At 44.3% G+C, this 13,159-nt stretch carries 17 protein-coding genes; 9 read left to right on the top strand and 8 right to left on the bottom strand.

The features are described 5' to 3' along the window. The gene (phoR, locus tag AOC21_RS06390) at positions 1-1,299 is read left to right on the top strand and encodes a phosphate regulon sensor histidine kinase PhoR (protein ID WP_215391180.1); all 1,299 of its coding nucleotides are present in this window, start codon (positions 1-3) and stop codon (positions 1,297-1,299) included. Positions 1,300-1,302: 3 nt separating this feature from the next. On the opposite strand, the gene AOC21_RS06385 is transcribed toward phoR, so the two are convergent. Beyond that, positions 1,303-1,518 carry a hypothetical protein gene (locus tag AOC21_RS06385; protein ID WP_215391179.1) on the bottom strand — a complete coding sequence of 72 codons (216 nt, stop codon included), beginning with the start codon at positions 1,516-1,518 and terminating at the stop codon, positions 1,303-1,305. Between the two features lie 139 nt (positions 1,519-1,657). On the opposite strand from AOC21_RS06385, the gene AOC21_RS06380 reads away from it, so the two are divergent. Both AOC21_RS06380 and ppx read left to right on the top strand, forming a co-directional pair. Further along, a complete protein-coding gene (locus AOC21_RS06380; protein WP_215391178.1) occupies positions 1,658-1,867 on the top strand; it encodes a GDCCVxC domain-containing (seleno)protein in 210 nt (69 codons plus the stop codon). 111 nt (positions 1,868-1,978) lie between these two features. Then, positions 1,979-3,541 (top strand): exopolyphosphatase, encoded by a 1,563-nt coding sequence (gene ppx, locus AOC21_RS06375; RefSeq protein ID WP_215391177.1) that lies wholly within the window; start codon positions 1,979-1,981, stop codon positions 3,539-3,541. Between the two features lie 95 nt (positions 3,542-3,636). Here ppx and AOC21_RS06370 read toward each other — a convergent pair whose 3' ends face one another. From AOC21_RS06370 to AOC21_RS06355, 4 genes are read right to left on the bottom strand one after another with little or no spacing between them, the layout of a single operon-like run. Next, positions 3,637-4,560 carry a GNAT family N-acetyltransferase gene (locus AOC21_RS06370; protein ID WP_215391176.1) on the bottom strand — a complete coding sequence of 308 codons (924 nt, stop codon included), beginning with the start codon at positions 4,558-4,560 and terminating at the stop codon, positions 3,637-3,639. Between the two features lie 34 nt (positions 4,561-4,594). Further along, positions 4,595-5,002 carry a diacylglycerol kinase gene (locus AOC21_RS06365; protein WP_215391175.1) on the bottom strand — a complete coding sequence of 136 codons (408 nt, stop codon included), beginning with the start codon at positions 5,000-5,002 and terminating at the stop codon, positions 4,595-4,597. 9 nt (positions 5,003-5,011) lie between these two features. Next, positions 5,012-6,040 (bottom strand): glycosyltransferase family 1 protein, encoded by a 1,029-nt coding sequence (locus tag AOC21_RS06360; protein WP_215391174.1) that lies wholly within the window; start codon positions 6,038-6,040, stop codon positions 5,012-5,014. Continuing rightward, on the bottom strand, positions 6,037-6,846 hold the full coding sequence (locus AOC21_RS06355; RefSeq protein ID WP_371817782.1) for a UDP-2,3-diacylglucosamine diphosphatase: 810 nt from the start codon (positions 6,844-6,846) through the stop codon (positions 6,037-6,039). Before AOC21_RS06355 ends, AOC21_RS06360 begins: the two co-directional genes overlap by 4 nt. Before the next feature lie 102 nt (positions 6,847-6,948). Between AOC21_RS06355 and AOC21_RS06350 the strand changes: the two genes are divergently transcribed. Together AOC21_RS06350 and ppk2 (AOC21_RS06345) are read left to right on the top strand one after the other, a co-directional pair. After that, positions 6,949-7,737, top strand: coding sequence for a 1-acyl-sn-glycerol-3-phosphate acyltransferase (locus AOC21_RS06350; RefSeq protein ID WP_215391173.1), 789 nt, complete (start codon positions 6,949-6,951; stop codon positions 7,735-7,737). Positions 7,738-7,787: 50 nt separating this feature from the next. Beyond that, the gene (ppk2, locus tag AOC21_RS06345) at positions 7,788-8,693 is read left to right on the top strand and encodes a polyphosphate kinase 2 (RefSeq protein WP_215391172.1); all 906 of its coding nucleotides are present in this window, start codon (positions 7,788-7,790) and stop codon (positions 8,691-8,693) included. Positions 8,694-8,698: 5 nt separating this feature from the next. Here the strand turns inward: ppk2 (AOC21_RS06345) and ppk2 (AOC21_RS06340) are convergent, their stop codons facing one another. Continuing rightward, the gene (ppk2, locus tag AOC21_RS06340) at positions 8,699-9,472 is read right to left on the bottom strand and encodes a polyphosphate kinase 2 (protein WP_215391171.1); all 774 of its coding nucleotides are present in this window, start codon (positions 9,470-9,472) and stop codon (positions 8,699-8,701) included. Continuing rightward, a complete protein-coding gene (locus AOC21_RS06335) occupies positions 9,472-9,747 on the bottom strand; it encodes a serine/threonine protein kinase (RefSeq protein ID WP_215391170.1) in 276 nt (91 codons plus the stop codon). The genes ppk2 (AOC21_RS06340) and AOC21_RS06335 overlap by 1 nt, the downstream gene beginning before the upstream one ends. 180 nt (positions 9,748-9,927) lie before the next feature. Here AOC21_RS06335 and AOC21_RS06330 point away from each other — a divergent pair, with 180 nt between their 5' ends. From AOC21_RS06330 to AOC21_RS06315, 4 genes are all read left to right on the top strand, one after another. Continuing rightward, complete coding sequence (locus AOC21_RS06330) at positions 9,928-10,257, top strand: helix-turn-helix transcriptional regulator (RefSeq protein ID WP_215391169.1); 330 nt, start codon at positions 9,928-9,930, stop codon at positions 10,255-10,257. Further along, a complete protein-coding gene (locus tag AOC21_RS06325; RefSeq protein WP_215391168.1) occupies positions 10,254-10,733 on the top strand; it encodes an arsenate reductase ArsC in 480 nt (159 codons plus the stop codon). Before AOC21_RS06330 ends, AOC21_RS06325 begins: the two co-directional genes overlap by 4 nt. Further along, on the top strand, positions 10,730-11,776 hold the full coding sequence (gene arsB, locus AOC21_RS06320; RefSeq protein WP_215391167.1) for an ACR3 family arsenite efflux transporter: 1,047 nt from the start codon (positions 10,730-10,732) through the stop codon (positions 11,774-11,776). The genes AOC21_RS06325 and arsB overlap by 4 nt, the downstream gene beginning before the upstream one ends. 79 nt (positions 11,777-11,855) lie before the next feature. Then, entirely contained in the window at positions 11,856-12,113 is a 258-nt protein-coding gene (locus AOC21_RS06315) for a hypothetical protein (RefSeq protein ID WP_215391166.1), read from the top strand. Between the two features lie 35 nt (positions 12,114-12,148). Here the strand turns inward: AOC21_RS06315 and AOC21_RS06310 are convergent, their stop codons facing one another. After that, positions 12,149-13,027, bottom strand: coding sequence for a hypothetical protein (locus tag AOC21_RS06310; RefSeq protein WP_215391165.1), 879 nt, complete (start codon positions 13,025-13,027; stop codon positions 12,149-12,151). Positions 13,028-13,159: the final 132 nt, after the last annotated feature.

Raw genomic sequence — 13,159 nt, 5'->3', positions numbered from 1 at the left:
ATGCTATCCGTTCTCACCCGTTTCTTCGTCATTATTTGCGTCGCATTTGTATTGGCGTTTACAACATTGTCCTTATGGGGTGCGGAGTGGGCTATAGCAGTCGGAATTTCCGTTCTTTCCATTCCACTTGTGTACGCTTACATTAACTTAGCGCGCCTTAGAAAATATACCCTTGCTGATTCTGTCGAAAATATGCCCTTACCAAGCGGGTTTTGGGAAGAAGTGTTTTTTAGACTTCAGCGCTTAGTTAGAAATCTAAAGCAACATATCCGAAGTATTGAGCAGCAGCACGAGCACTTTATTGAGGCATTCCAAGCCTCTCCAAACGGCATCGTTATGCTCGATGAAAGCGACCAAATTGAGTGGTGCAATAGTATTGCCGAGCGATTCTTTGGATTAATCTTTAAGCGCGATGTCATGCAGCGCATTAATTTTTTAATTCGTCGCCCTGAATTCATACAGTATCTCAATAAGCGTAATTTTGAAGAACCTCTGTTAATGGAGCGTATGGGGCCTGATGGCAGCTTAAGCTTGATGTTGCAAGCTTTTCCCTTCGGCCAAAGGCGCCATCTTCTTTTGGTGCAGGACGTCACGGATTTGCAAAAAGCGGATGCGATGCGCCGCGATTTCGTGGCTAACGTTTCCCATGAAATGCGCACACCAATCACTGTTTTGATGGGCTTTCTGGAGACTGTTCAGTCCTTAGATCTCAAGAAAGACCAGCAGGATCAATACTTTGACATGATGATGTCTCAGGCCCAGAGAATGAAAAGCCTGGTTGAGGACTTATTGACTCTTGCCAATCTAGAATCCAATGCATTGCCGGCCATAAACACAGTAGTTAAGGTTGAGACCTTGATGGCGCTGCTGAAGAATGACGCTGAAGCACTTTCTCAAGGCAAACATTCGTTTAACTTCGACGTAAATTCACAGCAGAACTTATTGGGTGATGAAAGAGAAATACTCTCTGCATTTAGTAATCTAGTCTCCAATGCAATTCGCTATACGCCGGATGTTGGATCGATCGGCGTTGAGTGGAAGATAAATGATCAGGGGCAGGGCGAGTTCGCGGTTACAGACACTGGCCCAGGAATTGCATCTGAGCATTTATCCCGGTTAACAGAGCGCTTTTATCGTGTAGATAGGAGCCGCTCAAGGGATACTGGCGGTACTGGTTTAGGCTTGGCTATTGTTAAGCATATTGCCAATCGACATCAAGCTCAACTGGTTATAGAGAGCACTCCCGGAAGAGGTAGTAAATTTATGCTGCGCTTCCCTAAAGACCGAGTGACTGCTTAAAACTCAATCTTTCTTCTCTGAATCCTTCTTCTTTTTCTTCTTCTTTTTGGATTCTTTAGGCAGCTTATCTGTTTTGCCATTGGCATAGAGGCACCAAACCTTAATTTCCTCTAATAACTCGACAAGATCTTCATGGGGAAGGTTTTTCAAATCCACCAGGCTAATGCCGCCAGATTCTTGCAGTTGTTTTACTGCGTCTTCATATAGATATTTGCTCATATTCATTCAACTGAAGGGATTAAGTGAATCCCAATCCTAGCAAAGTAATATGACATTTCTGATATTTTAGGCTCCATAGGCATAAGGCTGTTGATTTGCTTGACATAATCTTGTCACAATCCTGGTTCAGTATTGCAGTGTGAATAAGACCATCAACCATCTGCAATCGATTGTTACTTGCCCCCATTGCCAAGCCTCTGAAATCATCAGCTCTGAAGAGGGTGCCCAGCATCTGTATCGCTGTCGTTCTTGCAGTGCTATCTTGAAGCCAAAGTCTGGTGATTGCTGCATTTTGTGTAGCTTTGGTAATCGTGATTGTTCAAGCTCAGAGCAAAACTTAGCTGCCTAATTAGCGTTGGCTGCCCCAGTCATAAAGGCTTGCTGTTGATTTCATCAATGTGTCACCTTTTGTACATAAAATAGACATAATTGATGCAGCATTCCATTCTTGGGGAAAATTTTGGCCAGCAATACCGTAGATCCTTCAGTAACTTCCGCAGACCTCGTGGCTGCGGTTGATTTAGGGTCAAATAGTTTTCGTATGCTGGTAGCTCAGGCGGTAAATACGCCTTCTGGTACCCAGCTACGTCCCATAGATACTTTACGTGAGACAGTACGTCTGGCCGCTGGCCTTACTGAGAATAAATTACTTGGTAATGATGCCTATCAAAGAGGTTTAACTACTATTCGGCGTTTTGGCGAACGTATTCGTGGATTCGATCCTTCTCATGTTCGAGCCGTCGCCACCAATACTTTGCGCGTTGCTAAGAATGCGCAGCAATTTGTAACGGATGCGGAGGAGGCTCTAGGATTTCCAATTGAAGTCATTGCTGGGGTAGAAGAGGCTCGCCTTATTTACATTGGAGCGGCGCATGAAGTTCCAGCCGTTCAGGGTAATAGACTAGTCATTGATATCGGTGGTGGTTCTACTGAATTCATTATTGGTAAAGGTTATGAGCCAAAGCTGATGGAAAGTCTCTATATTGGTTGCGTCTCACACAGCATGCGTTTTTTCCCAAAAGGAAATATCGATGCGCACGCATTTAAAGAGGCAGAATTGGCTGCTCGCCGTGAAATCCAGGTCATTTCAGGTGCGTATCTTAAAAGTGGCTGGAATCAAGTCATAGGCTCCTCTGGAACTGCCAGAGCTTTAGCGGAACTGATTGCTAACAACAACTTCAATGGTCAGGGCGATGGTTTAACCATGGGCCGTGTTAATGGTGCTAGTGGTCTGATTACTCGTGAAGGCTTAAAGAATCTCAAAAAACACTTGCTGAAGTACGAGCATGTAAATCAAGTGGAGCTCATTGGTTTAAAAGATGACAGAAGAATGGTTTGGCCAGGCGGTTTAGCAATTATGCTGGCAGCATTTGATGAATTAGGCATTAACGAAATGGAAGTTACTGATGCCGCATTACGTAGCGGCGTTTTGTATGACCTACTTGGTCGCTCACAACATCACGATATGCGTTATGTCACTGTTGAGCAATTTATGCAACGTTATGCCGTTGATCGTGAGCAAGCTGATAGGGTTGGTAAATTAGCGGCAGATTTTCTGCAGCATCTTCCTAAGCCAGAATCCGAAAGTAGAGCAGATAACGTAGCACTATTGCAGTGGGCCGCCAATCTCCATGAAATCGGCTTATCTATTTCTCATAATGGATATCACAAGCACTCGGCTTATATAGCGGGCAATGCCGATATGCCAGGCTTCTCTAAAAATGACCAGGCTAGACTCGCTGCTTTATTGATCGGACACACCGGTAAGTTGGGAAAACTGGCTAATAACCCTAGTTTTGAAGACTGGCGCATGCTTTTTTGTCTAAGGTTGGCCCAGGTCCTCTGCCGCGGTCGAAGCGATACAAATCTTCCCAAGGTCAAAGTTTCTGAGAAGGATGGATCTTATTTCGTCAGCCTCTCTAAAGAGTGGGCCACCGAACATCCCCTCACAGAATTTAGCCTTCTTAAGGAGGCGGCTGAATGGGAAAGGGTGGGTCGCTCTTATCAAGTCAGCCTCAAATAAGAGGAATGAAGAGATAGTAAGAAACAATTAGAAATAACAAGAAGTAAAAAAGCCACTTCCTTATGAAGTGGCTTTTTTATTGGTTAATCCCCAAGTTACAAGCCAAGAAAATGCTTTGCATAACGTGGGTTGATTTCTGATAGGCGCAGCATTGTTAATAAGTCGGCTGTATTAAAGTCTGGATCCCAGGCTGGAGCGCTACAAATTTTTGCTCCTAGCTTTAGGTAGCCTTTGATCAATGGTGGGGGCTGAACATCTAAGCCGCCATTTAATTTATCAAGAGGCAATGGAAGACGCGGGAAGGCATGGAATTCTGTAGGCGCCATTTGATCATTGCCTAGGGAGTTATAAAGACTCGCCGCAAAGTGGCCACCATCAGCCATGGGGATGCTAGCGCAGCCCAGCATGATTTCATATCCGTTCTTCTGCATATATTGTGCCAAACCACTCCAGAGAGCCATGATTACAGCGCCTGAGCGATAGTCTTGGTGTACGCAGGATCTACCTAACTCAACCAATTTAGGGCGCAGGTGGTCAATGCGGGAAAGATCAAACTCAGAATCGGAGTAGAGGCGGCCAATCTCTTGGGCTTTATGTGGTGGCAGTACGCGGTAGGTTCCAACAACCTTTAAGCTGTCTTGATCGCGGATTAATAAGTGATCGCAATAAGCATCGAATTCATCAATATCTAAGCGTTCTGCATTGCTTGGGAGATTCGCACCCATTTCTTCCGCAAACACTTTGTAACGTAGTCTTTGTGCTTCTTTAATCTCGCCTGGGGTGCTTGCCCAAATAATTTTAAATGCAGGTTTTTTGGGTTTATCTATCTGAATAGCGGGGGTGATATCCGTTTCTCTGAGCTCAGCCCTTGTCTTGGTGACAAACTTCTTGCCAAAAAGTTTCTTAGCTAACTTTTTTGAGAGTTTTTGAAAGGTATTTGGCTTCTTTCTTTTTAAGGCCTTGACCTTTTTAGGAGCGAAAATCTCAAATGAGCCGATTGGATTAGGGATATCAGACATAGTTAGCCTTGGAGGATGAAATTCAAAAAATGGTTTAGAGCTTGAGGATTACAGGGATACAAACTGCAGCCCAGAGCAGGGCCGCCACAAATAGAGCAAGCATGACGGCAGCACTACCAAAATCTTTTGCTCGCTTTGAAAGATCATGATGTTCGAACGAGATGCGATCGATTGCTGCTTCTACACTAGAGTTCAGTAGCTCAATGACGAGAACCATTACTAATGAAGAAACCAGTAATGCTTTCTCTAGCAGTGATATCGGTAGAAAAAAGGCGACCGGTGTTAACAATGCAAATAAAGTGAGCTCTTGCCTAAAAGCACTTTCTTCCATAAATGCATAAACCAACCCGCACCAAGAGTTCTTCGCTGCATGCCATGCTCTGGCAAGACCGCGATTACCCTTGTGGGGGTTTTGGTCGATATGATATGGAGTGTTCAACATGAACTTTCTTTAAGCAAGCGCAGTAACGTGAACTTCTGTAGTCGGCACTGGCTTGAGGTGATTGGCAAACTGCTCTGAAGCTGCTCTCCAGGAGAACTTCTCTGCATGTGCGCGTGCAACCTCACGAGGAATCTTGAGTGCCTGCAAGCACGCTTCGCGCAAGTCTTCATTCATGGCGCCCGAATTAGAGTTCCCTAAGACATCAATCGGACCAGTTACTGGATAGGCTGCAACTGGCGTACCGCAAGCCATTGCCTCAAGTAGAACTAATCCAAACGTATCGGTCTTGCTAGGAAATACAAATACATCTGCTGCTGCATACACTTTTGCTAACTCATGCTGCTGTAGTATTCCCAGATAATTCACTTCTGGGTATTTTTCTTTTATGCCAGCCATTGCTGGACCGTCTCCTACCACCCACTTTGAACCTGGCAAATCAATTTCTAAGAATGCATTGATGTTTTTCTCAACAGCAACTCGGCCCACATACAAGAAAATCGGGTGAGCAGTGTTTAAGGCTTTTGAATCTTGCATCTTAAAAATATCGAGATCTACACCCCTGGACCACAACACCACATTCTTGAGGCCATATTTCTCTAAATCATCTTTAACGACAATAGTTGGTGCCATCACAGCCATTGACGGGCCGTGGAACCAGCGAATAAACGCATAAGTAATTGCCAATGGGATGCCGGTGCGCGCTTTGACATATTCGGGGAAGCGTGTGTGATACGCGGTAGAGAACGGTAAGCGATTCTTTACCGCATAGGCGCGGGCAGATAAACCTAATGGTCCCTCTGTAGCAATATGCATTGCATCTGGAGCAAATTCTTTAATGCGACGAGCCACTTCTTTGCCTGGAAAGAGTGAGAGGGCGATATCGGGATACGTTGGGCAAGGAATCGATTTAAAGCCCGTTGGCGTAATCATCTCTACTTCATGACCCATGGCAGTTAATTCAGCACGAGTTTGTTTAAGTGTTCGGACAACGCCGTTAACCTGTGGATCCCATGCATCGGTGATGATCATAATTTTCATAGCACAGCCTCTTTGATAAGTGATTCGATAGCAGGTTGAAGGGTAATTTGAGGGGCTTCTACTGGCTCACCCTTGATATGCGTCCAGTAAATAATTTTGAGTTCGCCAGTCTGTGTTTCAACTAAGGCGGAGAGGCTTTCGACCCAATCACCATCGTTGCAATACAGCAGTCCATCGATCTCACGAATTTCTGCTTTGTGTATGTGGCCGCACACAACGCCATCGCAGCCTCTTAAGCGAGCCTCTCTGGCCATGATGTGTTCAAAGTCGGCGATATAGCTGACTGCGTTCTTTACTTGGTGCTTCAGATATTGAGACAGGGACCAATATTGCAGCCCCATCCTGGCGCGGACCATATTGAAGTAGCGATTGACATAGAGGATGAACGAATATAGGTTGTCACCAACGTAGGCAAGCCACTTGGCGTATTGCATCACACCATCAAACTGATCGCCATGCGTTACCCATAGCTTTCTGCCATCTGCCGTTGTATGAATGACTTCTTCAACTACTTTTACATCACCAAAAGAGAGTCCAAAGAACTGTCTAGCGCTTTCGTCATGATTGCCAGGAACATAGATCACTTCACTGCCTTTACGGGCCTTACGTAACAGTTTTTGAACAACGTCATTGTGTGTTTGCGGCCAGTAGAAAGACTTTTTCAGTCTCCAGCCATCAATAATGTCGCCAACTAGGTAGAATTTATCCGCTTCGTTATGCTTTAGGAAATCAAGAAGGTAGTCTGCCTGACACCCTGATGTTCCCAGGTGTACGTCTGAAATCCAGATGGCTTTGTAATGCATCATGAAACAGTATTAAGCCTGCTGAGTGTGAAACTAGAGTGACAGTTCTAAGGCAGTTTTATGACGGCGGAATTAATTTCATAACTTGATTTATATTTCAGCTATATGAATCAGAGTCAACCATTAAAACGACAACCTGCTGGATCTATAGCTTGCTCTTGGGTAAGGGTGTGGGCCCACGTCATTGCTGGCTTGGTAACCTTATCTTTTCGTTTTCCGTTTGCTGATCAGAGGCTTAAAAATCAATTGATCCAAGCTTGGTCTATGAGATTGCTCAATATTTTTGGAATCGATCTCAGAGTAATTCACCAAGGGATGCTTCCTGCAACACCATTCCTTTTGGCATCAAACCATATCTCCTGGATGGATATCCATGCGATTAATGCATACAAGCCTATTCGCTTTGTAGCCAAGTCAGATGTGGAGAGTTGGCCTGTATTTGGATGGATGGCCAAACAATTAGGTACGGTATTTATTAAGCGCGATAGCGCTCGTCATGGAAGACAGGTTGCCAGTGAGGTTAGCGACGTGCTCAAAACTCAGTCAGTCTGTATCTTTCCGGAGGGAACCTCCACAATAGGCGAGAGCGTTTTGCCGTTTAAGCCCAATTTATTTGAATCTGCTGTTATTGCGCGGGTTCCGGTCTATTCCCTGGCAATAACCTACCGCTCTTCCGTCTCTGGAGCCAGAAGCGTGGTCCCAGCTTTTGTAGGAGATATGGGACTACTTGAGTCAATGGCAAAGATTTTGAATCACCGCCAAATTGTTGTTGAGTTGAGCTTTATCCCGCCTTCAGGGGCTAGTCCCGAAACTTCTAAAGACCGCAAGTGGCTTGCTTTGCACAGCCAAGAGGCCATTTCCAATCAATTAAAAGGCAATCAACCCTTGATGTAACAAAAGTGTCATCTTTCCTCGCTATAAAGTATTCTAGGAATGGAACGCTAATGACATCAAAACATAAAGAAATGGCCGAGTGGTATCGCCGTGCTCAAGAGGAAATTCTTGACAGCATGGATGAAGAGCTTGAAATGGAGCTCGATGATGATCGCCTTTCTCCTGATGGTGACAGCCATTCGCAAATTCCACGTAATGTTTACTTCCGTGAGCTCTTTAGGCTTCAGGGTGAGTTAGTAAAACTCCAAGACTGGGTAGTAGAGAACAAACTAAAGGTAGCGGTCCTATTTGAAGGAAGAGATTCCGCGGGTAAGGGTGGTGCCATTAAGCGTATTACTCAGCGACTCAATCCTCGCGTATGTAAGGTAGTTGCTTTACCCGCACCCAATGAGCGCGAGAAAACACAGTGGTATTTCCAAAGATATATTTCCCAGCTGCCAGCTGGTGGCGAGATCGTTTTATTTGATAGAAGCTGGTACAACCGAGCCGGTGTAGAGAAGGTGATGGGTTTTTGTACCGATGATGAGTACGAAGAGTTTCTCAGAACTGTTCCGGATCTTGAGCGCATGATGATCAGCTCTGGAATTATTCTCATTAAGTATTGGTTCTCAATCTCTGATGATGAGCAATACAACCGCTTCATGATGCGTATTCATGACCCATTAAAGCAGTGGAAGCTAAGCCCAATGGATCTGGAGGCCAGAAGACTCTGGGAGGCTTACACCAAAGCAAAGGAAACTATGTTGGAGCGCACGCATATACCTGAGGCGCCTTGGTGGGTGGTTGCTGCTAATGATAAGAAAAAAGCACGCCTAAACTGCATAACGCATTTGCTGAGTCAAATACCGTATAAAGAAATTGATCACCCAGTCATTACTTTGCCTAAGCGTGTACATAACCCTGATTATCTGCGCGGGCCAGTACCTCCGGACCTGTATGTTCCTGAGGTTTTCTAAAGAAGCTACTTTTCTAGCTTAGATAATTTCCCATCCCATTTGAAGATGATGTCTTTATTCGCCTTCAGCAGGTTTTTATCTTTACCTGGATAGGTAACTCTCGATAACAGGTCTTGAATCATATTGAAATGGGCAATTTTTTTATCGCTAGCCTTTACAACGATCCAAGGCGCATCTGCAGTACTAGTTTTTTCTAGCATCTCATTTCTACACTTGCTATAAGCATTCCAGTTTTTCTGCGCTTGCTGATCAATTGGACTGATTTTCCATTGCTTGAGCGGATCCTTCGCTCTATCTGCAAGACGAAGGGCTTGTTCTTTTTTAGAGATATCTAAATAGTATTTGAGGATAGTGATGCCTGAGCTAGCTAGGATGGACTCAAACTCATTGACTGTATTTATGAAGTTAGCATGCTGGGGCTTGGTGCAAAAGTTCATCACCACTTCAACACCGGCGCGGTTGTACCAACTGCGATTAAAGAGTACGAATTCCCCTTTTTTTGGTAACTCAGCTACGTATCTTTGAAAATACCACTCTGCAGATTCGCTATCGGATGGTTTTCCGAGTGCAACAACACGCGTTTCTCTTGGACTTAAGTGTTGGGTGATGACTTTTATAGTGCCGTCTTTACCGGCTGTGTCACGACCCTCAAGGATGACCAGTATCTGATCTCCTTTGCTAATTAAACTATTTTGCAGTTTGACTAGCTCTATTTGCAATAGGCGAAGTTGTTCATCATAGCTAGATTGTTCTAGCTTATCTTTATTTTTATGACCCATCAGCTAGCTTCGCTTGGACTGAGTGTCTTTTTGGCGGGGGCTTTCTTGGCCGCTGCTTTTTTAGCTGGCGCCTTCTTTGCTGCAACTTTTTTAGCTGAAGCTTTCTTGGCTGATACCTTCTTCACTGCGGCTTTCTTGGCGGGTGTCTTTTTGGCCGCCTCTTTTTTATCGAGCTTCTCTAATGCTTTTGCAAGCTTATCGATCAACTTCTCTCTGTCGGACTCTAATTTATCGAGCTTTTTAAATAACTGTTTGACCAATTTCTTTTGACTCATGTTTATTCCTATATGGATGTGTGGCTCAAATATTGTTGAATATGAGATGGCTCTCAACAAATCCTACGTTCTATTCAAGCTATTTTCAAGCGTATATGACACTTATATGACAGTTATATGTCAGTTATCGGAGGTTGTATGTCACATTCTTGAAATATATATTTCTATATAATTGGAAATATGAAAAACACTGATGCCATCAAAGCATTTCTAGCGCTGGGCCAAGAGACCCGTTTAAATATATTTCGCTTAGTAGTGCAGCGTGGTGATACTGGATTAACGCCCGGTGAAATTATTGAAAAACTTGGCGTAGCCAACGCCACACTCAGCTTTCATCTAAAAGAATTGATGGGGGCGGATTTATTGTCAGTAGAGCGCCAGAGTCGCAATCTCATCTATCGACCCAATGCTAGCTTGGTTCAAGAGCTTAGCGCGTTCTTGCTTGAAAACTGCTGTGGCGGCAAAGCCTGTGCTCCAGTATCGATCACCAAAAAGGCGAAGGCAAAATGAAGCAATACAACATTCTCTTTTTATGCACACATAATTCTGCTCGCTCTGTCTTGGGGGAAGCGCTTGCTTCAACGCATGCCAGCGGCAAGTTCGTGGGTTATTCCGCTGGATCTACTCCGGGGACATCTGTAAATCCATTTGCCCGTGAGCTAGCCTTACAGATGGGTTACGACGAATCAAGGTTGCGTTCTAAGTCTTGGGATGAATTTGGATTGCCAGAGGCTCCAAAGATGGATTTCATTGTTACAGTTTGTGACAATGCAGCGGGCGAGGCCTGTCCATTCTGGCCAGGTAAGCCAGCTACCGCCCATTGGGGATTCCCGGATCCATCGCAAGCAGCTGGATCGGATGACGATAAACGTCGTGCATTTAAAGAAGTCATGATTGGCCTAAAAAAACGTATTGATCTATTGTCTGAACTGCCAATCGAGCAACTTAACTCTATCAGCCTTCAAGAAATTCACAGCAAATCATGAATACAGTTACCAGCAAACTCTCGTTTTTAGATAGATATCTTACGGTGTGGATTTTTGCTGCCATGGCAGCAGGAATAGGTTTGGGATATTTTGTCCCTGGGGTAGAGGGGTTCATTAACTCTTTTCAAACGGGCACTACGAATATCCCGATTGCCATTGGATTGATCTTGATGATGTATCCACCGTTTGCCAAGGTCAAATACGAAGACCTACCTGATGTTTTTAGGGATAAGCGGATCTTTGGCTTGGCATTCCTGCTCAATTGGATTGTTGCGCCCACCTTGATGTTCTTCTTGGCCATTATTTTTGTTCCCAATCAGCCGGAATACATGGCGGGACTGATCTTGATTGGTATAGCGCCATGTATTGCTATGGTGATTGTTTGGAACGATATTGCTAAAGGCTCTACAGAGTATGCGGCTGGCTTGGTTGCCTTTAATGCCGTCTTCCAGGTGCTGTTCTTTAGCTTGTATGCTTATTTCTTCTTAACTGTCTTGCCGCCGTACTTTGGCTTTGCAGGCTCCGTTGTCAATATCACCATTGGCGAAATTGCTAAAACTGTTGCAATCTATCTAGGCGTTCCTTGTGTTGCAGGATTCTTAACCAGATATATTGCCCTCAAATTTGTATCAAAAGAGTGGTATCAAAATAATTTCGTACCCAGAATTGGCAAACTCACTTTAATTGCCTTGCTCTTTACGATTGTGGTGATGTTTAGTTTGAAGGGTAAATTAATCCTTCAGCTACCAATGGATGTCGTTACTATCGCTATTCCGCTCTTGGCGTTCTTTGTGGTGATGTTTCTGCTGACATTCTTTATCACTATCAAGATGGGCATTGAGTACAAGCGCTGCTGCACCTTATCGTTCACAGCATCTAGTAACAACTTTGAGCTAGCTATTGCAGTTGCGATTGCTGTATTTGGAATCAACTCAGGAGCTGCATTTGCTGCTGTAATTGGGCCCTTGGTAGAGGTGCCTATCATGGTGGGTCTAGTCTCGGTTGCGCTAAAGCTTAAAGAGAAGTTCTTTCAGGCCGCCTAATTGGCTGTAAATTCTTGCTTTCCATCATTGGGGGTAAGATAGAATTCATTCATCCCTTATCTGTTAGGCAGCATTCAAAATGTTAAGTCGCTATTTATTTCTTCTGATGTATTTGCTGTTAGCTGCTTGCTCTACACCGCAAAGTGAATTTGGCGTCTATCAACAATCTGATGGCACGATTGGTGTACATGCGCCTAAAACTGCAAAAGAGAGCGAGGCCCAGGAAGCTGCTCTTGCAGAATGCAAGAAGCAGGGTAAAAGAACTGTGACGATTCTAGAAAGCAGAAAAACGGTCAATGACCGTTTTCCCTTAACTTACATCTATCTTTGCAGATAGTGGCAGGTAGTTAATCTGCCATTTACTAGTCTTGGTTAGCTAAGCAACCATTTCTTAATCGACTTATTGACGCACATCGCATCTAAAGCAAGACCAAAGAACTCAGAGCCATTGGTAACCATGCTCTCGATAGCTTCTACCTTGCCTGACTTGATGCTGCGCAAATAGGTTGCAGCACGATAACGCAAGAAATGCTCAGTAACACCTTCTTCATTCTCGGTTGGGCAGATTTCTAGGCTGCCGTAGCGAGTTTCTGGGTTGATATTGAGAACAGCAAGACTCAAGGCTCCAACTAATTTCTCTGGCACCGGGATAGGTACATAAGAGTAGAGGGAGATCATCATCTCTTCTTCATCAACTTCAATGATGTGATCGATATCCAAGACATCTTTTTCTGTTAACTCGGTCTCGCCAGAGTCGCCGCCACCAAAAGTAGACTCAAACTGCAACATTGCAGTATTGCTGCCTTTGGAGATCTCAATCATGTCGGGATAGCCAAGCAAACCTTTCCACCAATACATGAGAGAGAAGGTACAAGGCTTTACTTCAACCAACCCCTTGTTTGTAGATTTTGCAAAATACAGACCGTAAAACTCATCATCTTGCTCTAGACCATATTGGTCTACCTTAGGAGATTTAGATGAAGTTGGTTTAACGGTTTTCTTGGCAACCTTCTTCGCTACTGGCTTTTTAGCAGCAACTTTCTTTGCCGTTGTTTTCTTAACTGCCGCCTTTTTAGCGATAGGCTTCTTTGCAGCCACTTTCTTAGCTGCCGGTTTTTTCACTACCTTTTTCACTGTCTTTTTGCTTGCGACTTTCTTAGCAGCAACTTTCTTGACAGCTTTTTTTGCAGGGGCTTTTGTTACCACCTTGGTAGCTACTTTCTTTTTTGCTGGAGACTTCTTTGTAGCCATGGTTTATTACCCTTCTTTCGGTAGTTATTGTGCGTAATGCACCACTAATATTACTGCAAATTTCAGCAGGAATTCACCTTTCCTATGTGGGGTTTGTCCCTCGGATTACAAGGGGAGAGGTGAAATAAATAG

This window comes from Polynucleobacter sp. VK25, from assembly GCF_018687355.1.
Taxonomy (GTDB): domain Bacteria; phylum Pseudomonadota; class Gammaproteobacteria; order Burkholderiales; family Burkholderiaceae; genus Polynucleobacter.
The sequence above is the reverse complement of the archived record's forward strand: the minus strand, read 5'-3'. Positions and strand labels throughout refer to the sequence as shown.